This window comes from Flavobacterium sp. XS2P24, assembly GCF_030010285.1.
GTDB classification, from domain to species: Bacteria; Bacteroidota; Bacteroidia; order Flavobacteriales; family Flavobacteriaceae; genus Flavobacterium; species Flavobacterium algoritolerans.
Genome location: NZ_JASCRU010000001.1, coordinates 120,022 through 142,881, shown reverse-complemented (window position 1 = coordinate 142,881; position 22,860 = coordinate 120,022). Strand labels below are relative to the sequence as shown.

Sequence of the window (22,860 nt, the reverse complement as noted above, 5' to 3'; positions counted from 1 at the left end):
TAAAATCAGTTATGGAAAAACAGTAATAATTTGTTCTAAATATTAAATTCAGTTTTGCACATTTTTGGATTAATTCCCAAGGCCCCTAAGAGTTAATCCGGAAAAATAAAAACCATCAGGCAATGTTGCCTGGTACAATAATTTTACCCCAATGAAATTAAAAAACTACCTACTAATTGCTGCATTATTTGTGGCAAATAATTATATTGTATTAAGGCAATCTGCCCTTTCTTTTGCGTCTCTATTTTTCACTCATACGATTAAATCAGAAAGGATTTCATTATTGAATGTGTTCAAAAAGTCTGTTCTTTTAAAAACAGGTTTTGTACTGCTAATGCTCTTGCTGAGTGAGACATCCTATACTCAAACCTACAAGACATTTGCTATACGAAAAAAGATAGATATCAGAGGAAGTATGGTTGTGGCGGGAAATAATATTTTGGGCCAAGACAATCTTCCTTTTAACGATAATACAAAATCCAATCAGGATATATCGATGAAGTATATCGATATTGATTCTGATGCCAGTACTTTCAGTTCCAGTAGTGCAGACCTTTCAGTTCCTACACAAATAAATGGAACATTAAGCACCTGTTATAGGGTTTCCTATGCTGCTTTGTATTGGGGAGCAATGCTTCAGAGCGGTAGTAGGACAGACATCAATAAGGTAAAGCTAAAATTGCCGGGGGCTTCCACATATAGCGATATTAATGGGACACTCATTTATGATGCCAACAGTTCTCCCATAATTCCAGATGCGAATAAACCGTATGCCTGTTATGCTGATGTGACCAGTTTATTGAGTGGTTTGTCAAGTGCAGGGGGAACGTATACGGTGGCTAATGTAATTGCCAGTGAAGGTTCTAATGGCTCCACCGGATTATCAGCCGGATGGACTCTTTTTGTGGTTTATGAAGACCCAAGTCTTCACATGAAATCATTTAATGTTTTTGATGGATTTAGCCATATTTATGATTCACATTTTGAAAAAATTCCGGTTACGGGTTTTATAACTCCTCCATCAGGTCCTGTAGATTTACAGTTTGCTTATGCTGCTTTGGATGGAGACAAACCTAAAGGGGGAACGAAACTGGAGTTTGGCACTAAGGAAGTTACGACTCCCTTAAGATCTGCCAATAAGTTTTTTAGTTCTACGATTGAAAATACCAATGGAGTTCAAACGCCAAGAAATCCTTCTGGATCCAATACCTTGGGATATGATACCGGTGTATTGGAAGTGGTAGGAGCAAATCCGGAGTATATAAAAAATAACCAAACATCAACCGATTTTACACTGCAAGTGGCCAGAGGTCAAGCGGATCCGGTATTTCTATTTTTCTCTGCTTATGCCGTAGATATCATTGCGCCAAAAATAGACCTGACTAAACTGGTAAAGAATACTTCGGGAGTTGACATTGGTGGAACCAATGTTACTTTAGGACAGTCTTTAACGTATGAAATTAGTTATCAAAATGTTGGTAATGATAATGTGAATAATTTTACGATAAAAGATGTATTGCCAGAGAATATAGTCTTTAATCCTCTCACCAATATCGATTATACTAATTCAGGAGGAGCTACATTACAATCCTATGATCCAGCTACAAGGACCATTATTTTTACAATCCCAAACAGTTCCGTATTAGTCAATGGAGCCCTTTATACCATACGCTTAAACATACAGGTAGTCCCCAATTGTAACATGTTGAGTGATGCTTGTTCGAATGTGATCATGAACCAGGCGTTTGCAACTTATAGCGGTATTATTAATACCAATACATTTGAAGAAGAGGGGAGTTTTGCTTCGACGGCCTGTAAATTAGGTTCGCCTGAATCGACTAATTTTTTAGTAGATATTTCCAATTGTACCTTTGAGAGAACCGAAGTCTTGTGTGGAGCCAGTGTTGTATTATCCGCTTCAGATGGATATGCCAGCTATTCTTGGTCAACAAGTCCAACAGGAACACCGGTTATTGGAACCGCTCAAACCTATACAGCCACTCAAACCGGGGTTTATTATGTGAAAAATACCCCTTCGGGTACCTGTTTGCCAATTAATGAAAAGATTACCGTTGTTCCTTATGGTAACACCATTACGAATCCAATTATCCCTTTTGCAGATTTATTGCCTATTTGTCCGAACAACGGAAAAGTCCTGCCTAATATTTTCCTGTGTGGTGCCAATGCTACCCGTGCAATTACTACCGGTATTAGTGATGCGGCATCGATTGTTTGGCAAAAATTAAACGAGGCAAGCTGTCCAGCCGTTACTGTTGATAATTGTGCGAATGAAAGTTCAGCATGTACCTGGAACCAAGTTGGTACGGGTCCGGATTATACGGCAAATACTGCCGGACAATATAGGGTTACCATAAATTATGTAGGAGGCTGTTACAGTGTTTTTTATTTTAATGTGTATCAAAACCTTTTAAGCCCAACAGTTACCACCAGAGATATTATCTGTAGTACCCTTGGAGAAATAACCGTTGGAGGTGTTCCTGCAGGATATGAATATAGTTTGAATGCTGCCGGTCCTTATCAAACCTCAAACGTGTTTTCTATTGCTACGCCCAATTCCTATATGGTATATATTAAACAAGTTGGGGTAGTTACCAATCCATGTATTTTTACTGTTCCTGATATTCTTATCCGAAATAGAGTTTTTACGGTTTCAAAATTTGTCAGTCAACCACTTTGTAACGGAGATAAAGGAGCGATAAAATTGGCGGCTAATGACGCACGTCCACAATATTATTTTAGCATTCACCAAGGGGGAACATTGGTCAACAGTGTAGGTCCAATAATGGCTAGCGAATATGAATTTTCGGGTTTAAATCCGGGAATCTATACTGTGAGGGTTCGGACTGAAGATGGTTGTGATTATTCGGAAAATATTGAAATAATAGAACCACCTTTATTAACAGCAACTTCGGCACTGACTAAACCATTGACTTGTACAGATGGGCAAATTACAGTATATCCTGTTGGAGGAACGCCACCATATACGTATTATGTAAATAGCACAACCGATTTCCAAAACACGCCACAAATTACGGTTACAAATCCATTGCCTCCGGGAGGTGTTTATACTATAGACGTTTTTGACAGTAAAAACTGCAAGACCACAACTACAATTACGGTAGCTGCTATTCCGCCGCCAGTTTATACGGTTAGTCAAACTAATATTCTATGTTACAATGACACTACGGGAGAAATTAAATTTAATGTTACAAATGCCAATGGGTATACTTTAGCTTATAGTATTGATAATGGCGTTACCTATGTGGCAAATCCAACTTTCTCTAACCTTAGTGCAGGAACTTATACGGCGATTCTTAAATATTCATTGTTGGGTGCAGACTGTTTTTCTACAGCTGAAGTTATCACGATAACACAACCAACAACAGCTTTAACAGCTTCTGCGGGAGTTTCTGAATTAGCCGGTTGCGGACCTTTGGGGGAAGGGAAAATAAGAATCACTAACCCACAAGGAGGAACACCTTTTCCAGCACCAAATTATTATTTATATAGTTTTGACAATCAAACTACTTGGATAACCACTAATGAAGCGTACTTGGCTCCGGGAACGTACACGGTGTATATAAAAGATGCTAATGGTTGTATTTATGCCATGCCAAATATCATCATTGACCCAAAACCGGTTGAACCAACTATTGAGGTTGAAGATGCTGTTTTCAATTGTGATGGTACTGCGACCAGTACTGTGACTGTAACAAATAATGGAGGAGCCAATTATAGTTATCAATATCTGTTGGATGGTACTTTGAATGCGAACATACCGTCAAATGTTTTTACAAATGTGCCTTCCGGAACGCATACAGTAAGTGTTTCCTATACATTATTAAGCGTTCCAACTTATAGTAATTTATTGAAAGAAGATTTTGGATCTGGAGCACCAACTACAACTTCGGGGATTGCAAGTGCTTATTGTTTTAATGATCAACATGTGTTAGCACCTTATGCTTGTGGTACTAGATCAGTCGAAGACAACCAATATTCTGTAGCCAGCTTTTTTTGGAGATCTGATGACCCAACCAGTAATAATACAGGGGCTTGGTATCACTTTAAAGATCATACAAGTAATGGAACTAATGTAAATGGAAGGTATTTATTGGTTAATATCGGCTCTGCTGCAGGACCTTATGGGGTTCTATACAGTAAACCTATTGTTGATATTATTCCAAATCAAGACGTAAAAGTTGATTTGTATCTTGCTAACTTAATAAGGACTTCTAGAACTGGAGCTAAACCGGATTTCATTATAGAGTTAGTCGATGGTTCAGGAGCAGTAGTAGCTTCACAAGCAACTGGTGAAATTGCTAATAATGAGATTTGGAATCTAAAATCATTGTCACTTAATCCAGGGAATAACACTAATTTGACATTTAAAATACGTTCCGGAAGTATACTATATTCCGGGAATGATGCTTTAATTGATGATATCACCGTATATCAATTACCAAAATCATGTATTACTACCAAAGATTTTACTGTAATAATTCCTACTGATGAAGCTTTTACTGCTTCAATCACAGGATTCAAGAATGTAACTTGTGCTGGTGCTAATAATGGAGAAATCACAATCGCTGCCCAAAATTTTGATACTACAAAAGGGTTTCAATATTCTATTAATAATGGTGTGACTTGGTTTACCCAAATGACCTCTCCTTATACGATTATAGGATTAGCAGATGCCACGTATAATTTACAAATTCGTTATGATGCTACCTCAACTGGAACGTGTGTAAAACCATTTACACAAATTATAACTGCGCCAACGGCATTAATCACGACAGCAACTGTAACTAAAGTTGCAACCTGTATTTCGGGTGCAACCATTACGGCTAGTTCGACAGGGGGAACTTTAGCATATAGATATGAATTATGGGATGCAACAGGAACGACTAATGTTCAACCATCTCAGAATACCGGTATTTTTACAAATATTGCACCGGGAACCTACATTGTTCGTGGGTATGACGCTAATAATTGTACCGATGATGCTGATGCACTTGTTGTTTTGGCACCGCCAACTTTAACCGCATCACTGGACGCAAGCTCCGATTTATGTTTTGACAGTTTGAATCAGGCTTCATTAGTAGTAAATGTTTTAGGAGGAACTGCACCATATACGTATAGTTTAGATGGTGCTCCGGCTCAAAACAGCAATACATTCAATACTGTAAGTGCAGGGAATCATTCGGTATTGGTAACAGACAGTTTTGGTTGTACTGCGCCGGCTATTACTGTTAGTATTGCACCTCAACTGACTACTGTAGCTACCACTACAAAGACATTAGATTGTACAGGTAATCCAAATGCTGTAATATCAGGAACCATTTCTGGAGGGAATGCTCCATTTGTAATAACGGTACTTTCAGGAACAGGACCAGGAACAATAGCCCAACCAACAGCAACTACTTTTACATACACAACAGCAGTTGCAAGCACGTATCAATTTCAAATACAAGATGCTCAAGGATGTATTACTACTGCTACTGCAACGGTAAATTCTTTAACTCCGATAACAGCGACAACTACAAATAGTAACCCTTCTTGTAATGGTGCATTTGATGGTTCAGTACAAATAGTTCCATCAGGAGGAGTAGGTCCTTATACTTACAGCAGCGATGGAATTACGTATGTTTCGAGTTCATTATTCTCAGGTTTAGGCAACGGAACACATACTTTTTATATCAAAGACAGTAAAGAATGTTTTATTACAAAAACGGTTACTTTAACACAACCTACTGCTTTAGTAACGTCAGCAAGTGCAACCGCATTTAGTTGTAGTGCAACCAATACGAAACAATCAGCAACAATAACCATAGCGGTTCCTACTTCAGGAACAGCTCCATATCAATACAGTTTTAATGGTGGTGGTTATACCAATGTCAATACCTTAACGATAAATGACAACGGAACAGATCAAGTAATTTCGTATTCCGTAAAAGATGCAAAAGGGTGTGTGTACTCAAACACGATTACAGTTTTAAAATTAAATCCACCAACTGATTTAAGTTTTGCGGCTGCACCAATAACATGTACGGCGCCAACAACTACAGTTACAGTTACAGCCACAAATGGGGTAGGAATATTGACTTATGCCATTACTTCGCCGGCAGCTTCAGTAGCTTCAAATACTACTGGTGTTTTTGTTGGATTATTGCCGGGAACTTATATTTTTAAAGTTACCGATGCCAATGGATGTTATTTCTCAGAATCTTATGTTGTAAATTCAGTTACGCCAATCACTGTTATTGGAAGTAAATTGAGCGATGTATTGTGTAATGCTGGAAATACAGGATCAGTTCGATATACTGTTTCTGGATTTTCAGGAACGTATAGTTATAGTATTAATGGAGGTTCAACTATTACGGGACAAACGGCAACAACGATTAATCTGACCAATCAATTTGCAGGAACATACGCAATTTTGATAACCGATGAGGTTACGGGTTGTACTGCGAATGCTTCTGTTACAATACTAGAACCGACAATTTTAACAATACCTTCAACAAGTGCCACTAATGTTCATTGTAATAATGACAATTCACAAATTACGGTAATGGTCTCTGGAGGTACCGCTAATTATTTATACGCAGCGGTAATTGCAGGCTCTACGGCTCCAATAGCTTCAGTGTACAACAGCAGTAATATCATAACTGTTGACACGAACTCAGCGACAAATTTAAGCTGGGATGTTTATGTAAAAGACGCTAAAGGCTGTATCGTAATCACTACAGTAGATGTGATTACAGATGATTTACCAATTGTTACGGCCAGTGTAAACAATCAGTGTACAAGTTCAGGAAGTAATTTTACAATTACTGCTTCGGGCACTGGATTAGCGCCTTTAACGTATAGTATCAATGGAACTACTTTCCAAACCGGTTCAACTTTTACAGTTACTCCAGGTTCATATACGGTTACTGTTAAAGATAAGAATGGTTGTACCGCTCAAGCAGCTGCACCTACTGTTGTTTATCCGGCTATGATTGTAACGGCTGTTTTAACCAAAGACAACACTTGTTTTCCTGCGCCTACGGATGCTAGTATGACTATTTCGGTAACTGGAGGAGAAGCTCCATTTGGATATCGTGTAAAAGTTGGAGCGGGTTCTTATATTGGTTCGCCAATTCCTTTTGGAGGAACCTCGTTTACATTTAGCACATCAACCGCAAATACATATCAATTTGAAATTACGGATGCTAATGGATGTACCAAAGAAAGTAATGTAATTTCAACAACAGCCATTGTACCTGTAACGGCCTCTTTTGTAAAAGTAGACCCAACATGTAATGGGTTTTCAGATGGTTCTATTCGATTAACAGCCCTAACCGGTGAAGCGCCTTTTACGTATAGTATTGACGGAGGAACTACTTTTGTTGCTACTAATGTGTTTGGAGGACTAGCTTCGGGAAGTTATCCTTATGTTGTCAGAGATAAAAAAGGTTGCGATGCGACAGGAACAATTATACTTGATAATCCTCCTCCAATAGATGCTTCGATTGCAATAACAGATATATTTTGTAACGCAAATACTCCGGGTAGCTTACTTGCAACAATTAATTCAGGTGGAATCGCTCCATTTACATATACTTTGTATAGCAATACTTTTACACAATTAGCAACATCTGGAACAACAGCAGCAACAAGTTATAATTTCACTGGATTAACTTTTGGGGATTACTATATTACAATAGTCGATGCTAAAGGATGCGAATATAAAAGCTCGAAACAAAGAATTAAAACACCACCATTTCTTAGCCTTGCTGCGCCTGTTATTGTAGGGAGTGATTGTGTTAATGGCGCCACGGTTCAACTGGAAGTTATTTCTGGAGGAGTTGCTCCATATAAATTTTCAATTTTTGGACAACCCGCAACAACCTCACCAGCTATAAATACTCCTCCGTATCAATGGACGTTTACTAATTTATTACAAGGAACCACTTATTATTTTCAAGTTGAAGATGCTAATCTTTGTACATCAATACTAGAGGTTATTATACCGCCAATATCAACTATTGCAGTAAATATAGATAGCATAAAAAATGTTACTTGTAAAGGTTCCAATAATGGTATTTTAGATTTCACAGTTAGTAGTTTTGATACTTCGGTGACAACTATAAATTACGAAATATTGGACGCTTTGACTAATGCTCCGGTTTCCCCAGTTATTAGTGGGGCTATAACTGGAACTGCAGGAGGACCAATATCAGGGACTATTACTTCGTTACCTCCAGGGGATTATTTGTTGAAAGTCACAGAATCCACCGGTACACTTTGTTCTGCAATTATACCATTTAGTATAACTCAGCCTCTTCAAGTACTTGCTTCAAGCATTACGGCTCAAGTAAATGCCAATTGTGATTTGGGTTCTCAAATAACGCTAACTACAACAGGAGGAACCGGACCTTATGAATATGCTGCTGGTGCGCCTGGATTTACACCAATAACAGTTGATTTTGGAACAAGTAATGTGTTGACTTTAAATTATGTTGCTCCCGGAAATTGGGATATAGTAGTAAGGGATGCCAATGATTGTAGGGTTATAATTCCTGTAATAATCTCTAAAGATGATGATCCAACCATAAATACACCAGCTGCTATTTGTTATGATGGGAATCCGTTTACAATTACTATTTCAGGAACTGTTGATCTGGATTTAGCCGGTACAGAAATGTATAGCGTAAACGGTAGCGCTTTCCAGGCAAGTCCTAGTTTTACTTTTAATGCATCTGGAACCTATAATTTAGTAATTAAAGATGGAAATGGTTGTACGGCTACAGTACCGTATGAAGTAAAAGACCAATTGGAGTTAAGTGCAACTCTTACCAAAGAATTGGATTGTACAGCAACACCAAATGCACAAATTACTTTGACTACAACAGGTGGATATACAACGCCGTCTGCAAATTATACTTATGAAGTTTCTACAAATGGCGGTGGAACATGGACAGCTATGGCTACCAATGTATATCCTGCAGTAATAGCGGGAACGTATGATTTCAGAGTTACTGATGCGAATAATTCAATAATTTGTCAAACAACTACAACTTTTATTTTAGATCCAATACCAACTACAGTATTTAATACTACAGTAACTAATGTAAGTTGTAACGGTGGGAATGACGGATCGATTACGGTGAATGTAACTTCTGGAGTTGGGCCTTTTGAATACCAATTGGGTGCAGGAATCTTTCAATCTTCGAATTCATTTACAGGTTTAACAGCTGGTACAGCTTATGTTATTACCGTCCGTAATGCTAAGAATTGTACGCTGGCTTCATTGCCAATCACCATTACAGAGCCAGACGATTTAACGGCAACTTCATCCATTACAACAGCATTAGTATGCGGTGCGGGGAATGCAGCACAACCAGCAACAGTGACTGTAAGTGGAATTGATGGTACTGCTCCGTATACTTATAGTTTTGATGGAGGTGCAAATTATACAGCAACACCTACTTATCAATCATATACGGGAATCACATTTGATGTTTATGTAAAAGATGCTAACGGTTGTATTTTTATTTTAGATAATGGTGTTGATATTCCGGCTTTGGATGCTCCAAGAGATTTAAATTTTGCAGCACCTGCTGTTACTTGTTCTTTACTAACAACTACGGTAACAGTAACAGTTCCTGCGGGACAAGGAGGTATAGCACCTTTTACATATAATAACCTAACATCAGGTACATCAAGTGGTACTGGAGTATTTGCGGGACTCTTACCAGGAACCTATTTATTTCAAGTAACGGATGCTAATTTCTGTACCTACCAAGAGTCACACACTGTTAATCCGGTAACGAATATCACTGTTTCGGGTCAATTAATTAGTGATGTGACTTGTAATCCGGGAGCCAATGGAGAAGTATTGTTTACAGTAGGAAACTTTGCAGGAATGTACAGTTATTCATTAGACGGAGGAACTACAGTTATTACCGGACAAACAAATCCAACGATAACAGTATCAGGATTAAGTGCCGCAAGTACACAAACGATCATCGTAACTGATGAAACAACAGGATGTACGGCTACAACTTTTATTGATGTTTCGCAACCTACTCCATTAGCTTTGACGGCAAACCCATTTATTAATGCCAATTGTAATTTTGGCGCTCAAGTAAGTGTGACTGCTTCAGGAGGTGTTGCTCCATACGGTTATTCGTATGTAATAAGCGGAGATCCGGCAGGAACTTATTCTGTTTCGGCTTCAGCTGTTTTAAACCCGGCTACAGCAACATCATGGGATGTGTATGTGAAAGACGCTAATAATTGTGTAATTACAACGCCATTAACAATCGCTATTGCAACTGATCCACTTCCAACAGGAATAACGGTTTCTGGTTTAAGTCAATGTCCAAGCGCAACAGGCGATTATACTTTTACCGTAAATGTAGCAACAGGAGTGGGTCCGTATGAATTTAGTATTGGAAGCGGATTCCAAACAAATCCAACATTTACCGTGAATGCATCAGGAACGTATGATGTAATTGTAAAAGATGCTAATGGTTGTTCGACAACAGCGACAGGTTTAGTCGTTATTTTGCCTGCTTTACAATTACAGGCTACTATTACGGCTTTACCAACTTGTATTGATGGCGATGGAACACTAACGCTTTTTGCTACTGGAGGTTCGGGTAATTATGAATACAGTAAAGACTCAGGAACATATCAAGCTTCCGCAAATTTCACTAACATTTTTGCAGGAACACATACAGTAACCGTTAGAGATATTACAACAAATTGTACCAAGTCTATTTCGGTAATTTTGGCAGCGGCAACTCCAATCACTGGTTTTGCACTTTCAAAAGTTGATGTGACTTGTAACGGAGGAAACGATGGAAGTATAACTGCTTCTATGACTACTCCTGCGGTAGGAGTAAATGACAATCCAATATACAGATATAGTATTGATGGAGGTGCTACCACTCAAACTTCAACGGTCTTTAGTGGTTTGATTGCCGGAACATATACTATTGATGTGACTTCAGGAAGAGGTTGTGAGGCCACTCAAACCATAACTGTTAATGAGCCGGTTATTATAACAGTTCCTGCTCCAACGGTTTCTCAATATGGTTGTAATACAGGCTCAAATGCAACTAATTATGCTACGATTACTGTAACTGGGGTAACTGGAGGTTCTGGAACTTATGCCAATTATGAATTTATAAAAGGCGGAACAGTAGTTCAGTTTGGTGCGAACAATACGTATACCGAATCTGATTTATTAGGCGGTAGTTACACCGTAAATGTTTACGATAATAAGGGTTGTATTGGCACTGCGCCATCTGTAATTACGATTGCGCCATTTATTGCTTTAGACAAAGCGAATGTAGCGGTTAACAATGCAATTACGTGTACCAATCTAGAAGACATTACGGTTATGGTAAGCAGCATCGGAGGAACACCAACGAATCTGCAATATACTGTAGCTGATTCTAATGCGACAACAGGAGTAATTGGAGCTAATTATAATTTCACCAATGCGACTGGAATTTTCACCGGACTAAATATTGGGAATTACCTGATTACAGTTGAAAATTTAGATACAGGATGTAGCATACAAAGTGTGCATTATGTAAATAATCCAAATACTTTCGACCTTACAATAGACACTATTGTTGATGTAACTTGTTTTAATGGAAATAACGGTAGTGTTAATGTCACTTTTGTGGACAGAGTAATTACAGCCACTGATCCGAATCAATCCGGGCCTTTCAATTATACGATAGTTGATGCCCTTGGTAATTCGGTTACTGCAGGGACAGCAGCAACTGCGGGACCAATAACCATTAATACTTTGGTAGCTGGCACGTACACTATTACAGCTACATTGACGAATAGTCCGTTTTGTACAGTAAGTAAAAACTTTACCATTACGCAACCTACAGCAGCTTTGGCCATAGCCGAAACCCATACTGCAATAACATGTGTTACAGGTAATAATGATGGAAGTATTTCCGCATCAGCTGTTGGCGGATGGCCGGGAGGTTATCAGTTTGAATTAACAGGACCAATGACTGTAGCGTATTCTTCTCAAAGTAATTTTACCAATTTAACAGCAGGAACGTATACAGTAAATGTCAGAGATAGTAAAGGATGTGTGGCTACAACAACTGTAACACTTGTGGTTCCAACACCAATTACCGTAACCGCAAGTTCAGATATTACAATGCTAAACTGTAAAGGAGATAAAAATGCTACGATTACTGTTGATTTACCTACAGGCGGTCAAGGATCTAATTATTTATACACTTTGAATACGACATCTGTTACTCCGCCAACGGCATCAGGACCACAAATTTCTCCTTTGTTTAGTGGCTTAGGAGCAGGAACGTACACGATTACGGTAACAGATGGATACAGTTGTTCAGCAACTTCGGCTGCTATTGTTATCACTGAGCCAACAGAGGTGAAATCTAATTTGGTAGTGGCAACAACACAAACGTGTTTAACACAAACAACACTTACCTTGAGTGCAACGGGTGGAACAGGACTTTATACCTATAGCGACTCTGCGGCGTTTACCACAATTTTAGGTTCGTTTGTGTCTTCGGTAACCTTTCCGGTGCCAGTAGGAACGTATGTTTATTATGTTAGGGATGCCAATGGTTGTGTTGCTACTGTTTCTAATCAAATCAAGATTGATCCATTGCCAGCATTAATAATCAATTTAGATAAGACAAATGCGGTTATCAATTGCGCAGGAGACAATACAGGTGTTATTGTTGCAACAGCGCAAGGAGGACTTGGAAATTATATCTATACACTACAGGATGCATCTGGAAATAACCTTACTGCTGTTCAAGCCAGTCCAGGTGTTTTCACAGAACTTTTTGCTGGAAATTATCAAGTAAAAGTAGATAGTGGTGATTGTACAACAACGTCATCTATTATTACGATTACCCAGCCGTTGGCACCATTAGCTGCACCTTTCACAGTTAGTGATGTAACCTGTAATGGAGCAAATAACGGATCAATTGAAATCAATGCTTCTGGAGGAACCGGTATTATCAAATATGCTATATCTCCAAATTTAAACCAGTTTGTTGACGATACTATTTTTGATAAACTGGCGCCAGGTACTTATGATGTAATTGTCCAAGATGTATTAGGATGTTATATAAAAATTAATTTCACTATAAATGAACCAGACTTAATAAGTGTGGTAACCGATCCATCGTCTATAATTCCTGAAGTTTGTGAAGGGGATAAAGACGGAGAATTCAGCATTACAATTTCAGGTGGAACGGCTCCGTATAGTGTAAGCTTAGACAATCCAAGCGGAACTTATACAACGGGTACAGCTACTCAGACCGACTTTGATTTTACAGGATTAACAGGAGGTGCTCATACCGTTTATATTCGTGACAACTTAGGTTGTAATACAGAATGGATTGAAGTATTGCCGGAATCAATACGAATAAATCCAATTGCTGTTATTGATTACAGTTGTGTAAATAATGCTGCAAGTAATACGGTTACCGTAACTGTAGATGCGATTATAACAGACCTAACGGATGTAGATTATTCACTGGATGGAGCATCTTATCAAACGAGCAATGTATTTACAAATGTGGCTCCTGGAACAGGTCATTATGTTGATGTAAGACATACAAATGGATGTATCAAAAGAACAGCCAGCTTTGATATTGTACAAGTTGATCCGTTGGCATTAGTTTTAAACGATGGAGGATTAAACGAAATTGTAGCTACGGCAACTGGCGGTGGTGGCGGATATCAGTATACGCTTAACGGGGAATCCTATGGAACCAAGAATACTTTTATCATCTACAAATCGGGAGATTATACAGTTGAGGTAACAGATTCAAATGGTTGTGTGGTTTCAGCTACCCGATATTTTGAGTATATCGATGTCTGTATCCCGAATTACTTTACGCCAAACGGTGACGGAGTAATGGATGGATGGGCTCCCGGATGTACAATCAATTATAAAGACTTGACATTCGATATTTTTGACAGATACGGTCGAAAAATAGCAACCTATCGCCTTGGCCAATATTGGGATGGTAAATACAATGGTAACGAACTTCCTTCCGGAGATTACTGGTATGTTTTAAAATTGAATGATTTGAAAGATGCTCGAGAGTTTGTAGGTCATTTTACCCTTTACAGATAATAATTAAACACTGATGATCAAGTTGTCCCAAATTAAAATGATCCAAATGAAAAAAATAATAGTACTCCTTCTTTTGACTGTAACTTCGGGCTACAGTCAGGAGTTAAATTTGCCTGTTTTTACACAATATTTAGCAGACAATCATTTTGTAATATCACCAACATTCGCAGGTATTGGTGATAACCTGAAAATTAGAGCCAATGGACTTACGCAATGGGTTGGCATAAAAGACGCTCCGGATAATCAGTCCGTTTATGCTGATTTTAGAATTGCGGATCAATCAGGTGTAGGGATATCGTTGTACAATGACAGTAATGGAAACACCAGACAAACTGGGCTTAAACTGTCCTTTGCGCATCACTTAATATTAGACTATTATTCAAAACAATACTTGTCTTTTGGGATGTCATATAACATTAATAACTTTAAAATAGATATTAATAATTTCAATACAACATACGAAGCTCCTGTTCTGGATCCAAGCATCACGGACAACCGATTTGTATCCAATAACAACTTTGATATTGGCGCATTGTACAGAAATAAATCATTTTATTTGAGTCTTAATGCCAGTAATATTTTAAATAAAAATGCCGATAAGTTTTCAGGAGTTGAGCCGGTATTACTAAGAAATTATCAGGTTTACTCCGGATATGTTTTTAAAAGTCCAACGAATAACAGGATTGAATATGAGCCATCCGTTTTCTATCAATATTTTGCCAGTGACCAACGTTCCAGTACGGATGTGAATATAAAATACAGACAATTCAACAAGTATGAGGATTATTATTGGGCTGGAATTTCCTACCGTTTTTTGAATGATCAGTTTTTCAAACCGTTAAATTTAGGGCCAATGGTTGGTTTCAAGAAGTCTAATTTTTATTTTGGATATTCTTATCAACTTACCCTGAATCAATTGATGGCATACAACTCAGGAACCCATGTTGTTACAATTGGACTTGATTTTCTGGCAGGAATCAGCAACTGTCCTTGTACGCAAAGTCCGGTTCACGATTGATTATTCTTATTTATTTTCTTCGTTTTTGATATAAAAAATTGCATTAACTATTAATTTACAACGATTTCGTTGGTAAAAGCTATATTTTTCTAAGTTTTTCAAATTTAATAATAATTTAAAAGTTCTATATTTGTTATTCTTTCAAAAAAAACAAACTAAAAATATACTTAATGAAAACTTTAAACGATTTTAATTTTGCAACTAAGAAAGCAATAATACGTGTTGATTTTAATGTGCCTTTGGACGAAAATTTCAATGTAACAGATGCTACTCGTATCGAGGCGGCAAAACCTACAATTGATGCTATTCTTGCTCAAGGTGGAAGCGTAATTTTGATGTCACATTTAGGCAGACCATCAGGTGTTGAAGAAAAATATTCATTGAAACACATCCTAAAAACAACTTCAGAAGTGTTAGGAGTACCAGTTCAGTTTGCTTCAAACTGTGTTGGTGTGGAAGCTAAAAACGCTGCGGATAAATTACAAGCTGGAGAAGTTTTATTATTGGAAAATTTACGTTTTCATAGCGAAGAAGAAGCTGGAGATGTTGCTTTTGCAAAAGAATTAGCGTCACTTGGTGATATTTATGTAAACGACGCTTTTGGAACAGCGCACAGAGCACACGCTTCGACTACAATTATTGCTCAGTTTTTCCCAACAGAAAAATGTTTCGGATTATTATTGGCTAAAGAAATCGAAAGCTTGAACAAAGTTTTGAAAAACAGTGAAAAACCAGTAACAGCAGTTCTTGGTGGATCTAAAGTTTCTTCTAAAATTACGGTTATCGAGAATATTTTGGATAAAGTAGACCACATGATTATTGGTGGTGGAATGACTTTTACTTTTGTGAAAGCATTAGGAGGTAAAATTGGAGATTCTATTTGTGAAGATGACAAACAAGAATTGGCATTGGAAATCTTGAGATTGGCTAAAGAAAAAGGAGTTCAAATTCACATTCCAGTTGATGTTGTTGCAGCAAATGCATTTTCAAATACTGCCGACACTCAAATTGTTGACGTAAAAGAGATTCCTGATGGATGGCAAGGACTTGATGCTGGACCAAAATCATTGGAAAACTTCAAAAAAGTAATTATGGATTCTAAAACGATTCTTTGGAACGGACCATTAGGTGTTTTTGAAATGGAAAGTTTTGCTAATGGAACGATTGCTTTAGGGAACTTTATTGCTGAATCTACTGCAAACGGAGCGTTCTCACTTGTAGGTGGAGGAGATTCTGTAGCAGCTGTAAAACAATTTGGACTAGAAGACAAAATGAGTTATGTGTCAACTGGTGGAGGTGCTATGCTAGAAATGCTTGAAGGTAGAACATTGCCAGGAATAGCAGCTATTCTTGACTAATACAAAGAAATAAAAACCGTTAGAATTGAATGATTTCAAATTGATAAACGGTATCAGAATTCAATGAAAACCTTAGCGGTAAATAATATCGCTAAGGTTTTTTTGCATTAAATTTCAAGAATTGATTTTTTAAAGGGTTTTTTGCCTCTAAAACCGGTCAAAATTCTTTACAAATGAACGAAAGATTGCATTTTTAACAATATTTATAGAATTTTTTAGTTTAAACCTGTTAAGTTTGTAAAAACAAGCTTTGTAATCATTTGAAATATAGGTCTTTGATCGTAAAAATATGAATATAAAAAATACCACCTTATCGTTTTTTCTATTAGCATCCGTGCATTTATTTTCGCAAGAAACAGTTGTAAATAAAGACGTTGTAAAAGTAGAAACAAAATTATCCTATTTAGATTCCATCAAGAAAACCTTCATAAAAGATGACTTAGCATCTTGTGTTGACAGTTTGTGGATGAAAGAATTGACAAACCTAGATTTATACAACAACTTATCAGAGGATATTAAGAACATTAATATTGACCAAATAGTGGATTATGAATTGCCTACAGCCCTTTTGAAAGAAAGATTGGCGGCAATGGATGCCAAATCACCTTTCAATATTGAGTACAATCAAGGTCTGGAAAATATCATTAAATCATTCTTGAAGAACAGAAAAAAATCTTTTGAGCGCTTGATGGGCACATCAGAATATTATTTTCCACTTTTTGAAGAAGCTTTGGCGAAACAAAATGTTCCTTTGGAGATAAAATATTTGGCGATTGTAGAATCGGCTTTGAATCCAAAAGCAGTTTCTAAAATGGGTGCTACAGGACTTTGGCAGTTTATGTATCAAACCGGAAAACAATATGGTTTGAAAATTGATTCCTATGTTGATGAACGCAGCGATCCCTTGAAAGCCAGTGAAGCCGCAGCGCAATACATGACAAATATGTATAAAATATTTGGCGATTGGGATTTGGTTTTGGCCTCTTATAATTCTGGTCCGGGGAATGTTGCAAAAGCCATTAGACGTTCCGGAGGACAGCAAAACTATTGGAACATCAGAAAAAATCTTCCTAAAGAAACACAAGGATATGTACCTGCTTTTCTCGCTACAATGTACATTTATGAATACCATAAAGAACACGGAATTGTTCCTAACAGAGCCGCAGTAAAGCATTTTGCCACAGATACGATTATGATCAAGAAGCAAATGACGTTCAAGCAAATCTCAGATTTGTTGGATGTTCCAGTGGCGCAATTGCAGGTTTTGAATCCGTCATACAAGCTAAATGTGATTCCGTTTTATCATGATCAAAACCATTATTTGAGATTGCCACAAGAAAAAATAGCTGTTTTTGCGTCTAATGAAGACCAGATTTACGCCTACACTCAATATGAATTGAACAAACGTGAAAAGCCATTTCAGATTGAAAAAGCAATGGCTGTAAAGGACACGGCTAATTACACGATTCAGAAGATTGCACTGCCCAAAACAACCTATTATAAAGTAAAACGCGGAGATAATCTGAGTATGATTGCCAGTAAATATGACGTTGATGTTGCTGACATAAAAAAATGGAATAAACTTAAAAGTAATGCTTTGGCTTATGGAAAAAGTTTAAAAATAGTGATTGGTGCTGATTTGACAACTCTAAAGAAGGAACCTAAAACAGAATTGATACCATCAGAGAAAATTTCGAGCAATGAAAGAATAGTTGCTTCTGAAATGAAAGTCAATAAGGAAGAAAAAACTAAAAAAACTACGCAGCCAGAAACAGTAGTATCGAATGCATCTGCACTTTATGTGGTTCAAAAAGGAGATAATTTAGGAAGTATTGCCAAGAAATATGATGTTACCGTTGCCGAAATCCAAGAATGGAATCACCTTTACAATGATAATGTGCAATTAGGAGCTTCATTGCAGGTTGCAAAAAAAGTGTCAGACAGTAAAGAAGAATTAGTTTCAGGTCCCGAACGAAAAGACATTGAGTATGTTGTTTTGCAAGGAGATAATTTAGGGAATATCGCTAAAAAATTCGGTGCTTCATTAGCGGATTTAAAGCAATGGAATAATTTACAGGATAATACGATTGGCATAGGCGCCACTTTAATTGTTGCCAAAGATGAAATAGTCATCAATACCAATAAAGCGACGGTAAGTTCATTCAAGAAAAAAACGAATATCACTGATTCTTCTAAGAAAGAAGCGATTGATTACTATGTGAAAAAAGGAGATTCCTTGTATAGCATTTCTAAAAAATATCCAGGAGTAACCATTTCTGACTTAAAAAAATGGAACGGTATTCGCAGTGAAGAACTCAAGCCCGGAATGAAGTTAAAAATAAACGGATAATACGATAAACTTCTATAAATTTGGGTTTTATTTTATAATTGAATAGCAATGAATAAAGCCCATTTTTTACTTCTTCTGATTTCTTTGATGTTGTTTTCCTGTAAAAAGGAAAATGAATCTTTGCCGCGAAAAACATCGGGTAAAATCAATACTATTTCAGTTATTATTGACGATCAGTTATGGAATGGTGATGTAGGGGACAGCATTCGAAACAAGTTTGCATCTCCGGTAATTGGACTGCCACAGGAAGAACCGCTGTTCAACATCAATCAATATCCGGTTAAGCTTTTGGAAGGTTTCATGACGGATACCAGGGCGATTATAGTGGTGAAAAAAGGAGAAGTAAATAAATTTGAGATTGCTAAAGATCAATATGCATCTCCTCAGAATGTATTTCATATTTCCGGCAAAACAAGTGCGGATATTATTGCAGGCATTGAAAAAAACGCACCCAAAATGATTCAGCTGATCAAGGAGGCAGAAATAGCCGAAAGCCAGAGAATTAATGGTCAATCCCATATTGACCCAAAGGTAATTTCGAATAAATTCCACATCACATTACAAGTTCCTTCTGGTTACGCATATGTGCTTCACAAAAGCAATTTTATGTGGTTAAAAAAGGAAATCATAGGTGGGAACACAAGTCTTCTAATTTATCAAGTTCCTTTAAGCACCATAAAAAAAGAGGCTGATTTAATCACGAGTATTATTAAAATGCGAGATTCCATCGGGAAATTATACATCAGTGGAACCGAGCCCAGCACTATTATGATTACTGAAGAGGCTTACGCGCCGTATCTTTCCAAGATTACTCTTGATGATAAGGAAACCTATGAAACTAAGGGAACTTGGGAGTTAAATAATGATTTCATGTCGGGTCCATTTATCAATTATGCCATTGTCGATAAGGAATACAATCGGATTCTGGTTTTAGAAGGTTTTTGCTATGCGCCGTCTAAAGAAAAACGCGATCTTATGCATGAATTGGAATCTATCATAAAATCAGTAGATGTATTGAAAAGATAATCTTATTTTCTTTTATTTGTACGATACAAAAAACATAAAAACAGGCACGATGTTACAATGGAAAATTAAGGCGTTTGACGCACTAACTGTTCACGAACTATATGATTTATTACAATTAAGAAGTGAGATCTTTGTAGTGGAGCAAAATTGCGTTTATCTTGATCTTGACGGGAAAGATAAAGTAGCATTACATCTTATTGGTGAATTTGAAGGTAAAATTGTGGCTCATTCCAGATTATTCAAACCCGGAATCAGTTTTGATAATGCTTCAATTGGCCGAGTAACTGTTGCTGCTAATTATCGTGACAGAAAATGGGGACATGACCTAATGCGGGAATCAATTGCTGGAATTGCGCATCATTTTGGGGAAAGCAAAATCACTATCGGAGCACAATTATACTTGAAAAAATTCTATGAAAGCCATGGATTTGTGCAAACCAGCGAAATGTATCTGGAAGATGATATTCCGCATATTGAGATGAAAAGAGAATAACTAAATTTTCACAATAAGGAATTCGACCCGTCGGTCTAACGCTTCTCCTAAACCCGTAGGAAATTTGTTTCAACATCCTATATATTTCATTCTAAGGCTGTTTATGCCTTTAGACATGAGGTATTTGTATACGCTTTTGGCCCGATTCAAAGAAAGTTTTCTTTCGCGGCTGTCTTTTTCTATGGCGTTATCGTAATAGTTTGGAGTACAACATACGTGTCCTTTAATTTCGAATTGTAAGTTTTTCTGTTTTTGTAAAATTTTTGAAATTTTGTCTAATTCTAATTTTGATTGTACGGTTAATTTGCTGCTTCCCAAAGGAAATAGAATATTGTCTAAGTAGACTCGGTCACCCACTTTGTGATTGTCCTGAAAGGAGCTATAAATTCCTTTTCCAAAACTGTTTTTCTTTACAATGAGTAAATCTACACGTCTGTTTTTGGAACGGGTTTCATTTAAATTTTCAAAAGCATCATTTGTTAAAATGACCCGGCCTTTCCCCTAGATAATAACAATTTTGTTTTTATTAAAACCATTGGAAGTCAGGATATCTTGAACAGTTTTCACTCTGTTGTCTGATAATTTATAATTGTAATCATTATCGCCTCTATCGTCACAATAGCCATAAATCTGAATGGATTCGACTTTTGTAGTATCGACTCTTTTTATAAAATTGACTATAGTTTGTACTTGGTCGTTATAAAGATTGTATTTATCAAATTCGAAATAGACGGTTTCTGAGGCTTTAATTTGAGCGGATAAATGACTAAAAGAAAGCAAAAAAAGTAGACTAAATAAGTTCTTCATTATATTTTTAAAATAGTCTTATACTCAGAGTTGTTGTTTAAAATGCTCACTGCTTTCTTAATTTCTGAATTGTTTTTGATGTAATATTGATACAATCCTTCTTGGTATTGATAGCGTTTAATGATTTCATCCAAAATCAGATTTTTAATTTCTTTTTGGTTTTTATCCAATAATGCATTCTCGCTTTTTTGAAGCGCAGTAAGCAATTGTTGGTATTCTGTAAGGATAGATTCTTCTATTTTTTCTTTTTTGGCTACAGCCAAAGTGTTTTTCAAAGCGAGTTCTGTTTCAGTGTCAAAAGAGAATTTTTGTACTTTTAAAAACTGTTTGAAATCCAAGAAATCAGCATCGGTAACGGTAGGAATACGGTTTCCTAAATCGGGACTTTTATAATAATAACTAGTTACGTAATTAAAAATCCCGTCATTTTTTATCAAAGCATCCGTTATTGGACTTGATTTTGCTTCCTCTAGTTCCACATCGGGTTGAATACCGCCGCCATCATAAACCGTCCTTCCTTTTCGGGTTTTAAAAGCATTGTAGTTTTTCTCTTCAGTCTTTATGGCTTTCCCATTTGTATCTTTTCTGGTATAATCTAATGCTTGAATGCATCTTCCTGAGGGTGTGTAATAGCGAGAAATGGTTACTTTTAGTTGTGTTCCAAAGGTTAAATCCACCGGTCTTTGTACCAATCCTTTCCCAAAACTACGGCTTCCTACAACCACTGCACGATCTAAATCCTGCAAAGCGCCAGCCACAATTTCTGATGCCGAAGCACTTCTTCCGTTCACAATAATAATCAAAGGAATTTCAGTGTCTACAGGATCTTTGGTTGTTTTATAGGTGCTGTTGTGTTTCTCTATTTTTGATTTTGTAGTAACAATAATCTCGTTTTTTGGAACAAATAAATTACAGATATTCACCGCTTCATTCAAAAGTCCTCCCGGATTATCTCTCAAATCCAATATAATTCGTTCTGCACCGTCTTTTTTTAATTGTTCCAATGCTTCTTTGGTTTCGAATGACGCTTTTTTATTAAAATGTGACAATACAATATATCCGGTTTTGTCGTCTATTTTTGCAAAAAAGGGAACCGATTTGATTTCGACTTCATCAAGGACAATTTGAGTGGTGCTCATTTTTCCTTGTCGGATGTATTTGATGTCGATTTTTGTATTTTTCGCACCTTTAAAAAGCTGTGAAGCATCTTCTTTGAAATCAGATAATAATACATCGCCTATTTGAGTAATTTCGTCACCCGCTTTAAGACCTGCTTTATCCGCAGGGAAGTTTTTATAGGCTTCCTTGACGATTAATTTATCTTCTTTCCGAGTTAGTAAAGCGCCTATTCCAGTATATTCTCCAGTGTTGTTTATCTTGAAGCGCACCACATCCTGTTCGTTGAAATAAACGGTGTATGGGTCTAAATTAGCTAACATGCCTTTGATGGCTTTATCCATTAAGTCACCAGGATTCGTTTCATCGACATAATTTCGGTTCAATTCCTTGAAAAGAGTTGTGAATATCTCAATTTGCTTGGCGATTTCAAAAAAATCATCTTTGAAACTAGCACCAATAAACAGAAATGCCGAAGCGACAACGGGAATTATGAATTTTTTTTTGAAGAAAGAATACATT

The 22,860-nt window shown here is 37.0% G+C and carries 9 protein-coding genes; 6 read left to right on the top strand and 3 right to left on the bottom strand.

Annotation, left to right across the window (positions count from 1 at the left end):
- The first annotated feature begins 151 nt into the window (after window positions 1-151).
- The 6 genes from QLS31_RS00620 to QLS31_RS00595 all read left to right on the top strand — a co-directional run bounded on the left by QLS31_RS00620 (window position 152) and on the right by QLS31_RS00595 (window position 20,415).
- Window positions 152-14,170 (top strand): T9SS type B sorting domain-containing protein, encoded by a 14,019-nt coding sequence (locus tag QLS31_RS00620; RefSeq protein WP_282741772.1) that lies wholly within the window; start codon window positions 152-154, stop codon window positions 14,168-14,170.
- A 46-nt stretch (window positions 14,171-14,216) separates the two neighbouring features.
- Window positions 14,217-15,188, top strand: a complete 972-nt coding sequence (locus tag QLS31_RS00615; RefSeq protein ID WP_099716225.1) for a type IX secretion system membrane protein PorP/SprF — start codon at window positions 14,217-14,219, stop codon at window positions 15,186-15,188.
- 170 nt (window positions 15,189-15,358) lie between these two features.
- Window positions 15,359-16,546: a phosphoglycerate kinase gene (locus tag QLS31_RS00610; protein ID WP_282741770.1), complete on the top strand. Its 1,188-nt coding sequence runs from the start codon at window positions 15,359-15,361 to the stop codon at window positions 16,544-16,546.
- Between the two features lie 289 nt (window positions 16,547-16,835).
- Window positions 16,836-18,896, top strand: a complete 2,061-nt coding sequence (locus QLS31_RS00605; RefSeq protein WP_282741768.1) for a LysM peptidoglycan-binding domain-containing protein — start codon at window positions 16,836-16,838, stop codon at window positions 18,894-18,896.
- Between the two features lie 48 nt (window positions 18,897-18,944).
- Window positions 18,945-19,922, top strand: coding sequence for a DUF4837 family protein (locus QLS31_RS00600; RefSeq protein WP_282741766.1), 978 nt, complete (start codon window positions 18,945-18,947; stop codon window positions 19,920-19,922).
- Window positions 19,923-19,971: 49 nt separating this feature from the next.
- Window positions 19,972-20,415 carry a GNAT family N-acetyltransferase gene (locus tag QLS31_RS00595; RefSeq protein WP_282741764.1) on the top strand — a complete coding sequence of 148 codons (444 nt, stop codon included), beginning with the start codon at window positions 19,972-19,974 and terminating at the stop codon, window positions 20,413-20,415.
- A gap of 69 nt (window positions 20,416-20,484) precedes the next feature.
- On the opposite strand, the gene QLS31_RS00590 is transcribed toward QLS31_RS00595, so the two are convergent.
- From QLS31_RS00590 to QLS31_RS00580, 3 genes are all read right to left on the bottom strand, one after another.
- Entirely contained in the window at window positions 20,485-20,772 is a 288-nt protein-coding gene (locus QLS31_RS00590; RefSeq protein WP_282741762.1) for an OmpA family protein, read from the bottom strand.
- A gap of 144 nt (window positions 20,773-20,916) precedes the next feature.
- Window positions 20,917-21,222, bottom strand: coding sequence for an OmpA family protein (locus tag QLS31_RS00585; RefSeq protein ID WP_282741760.1), 306 nt, complete (start codon window positions 21,220-21,222; stop codon window positions 20,917-20,919).
- Window positions 21,222-22,859, bottom strand: coding sequence for a S41 family peptidase (locus QLS31_RS00580; RefSeq protein WP_282741757.1), 1,638 nt, complete (start codon window positions 22,857-22,859; stop codon window positions 21,222-21,224). The genes QLS31_RS00585 and QLS31_RS00580 overlap by 1 nt, the downstream gene beginning before the upstream one ends.
- Window position 22,860: the final 1 nt, after the last annotated feature.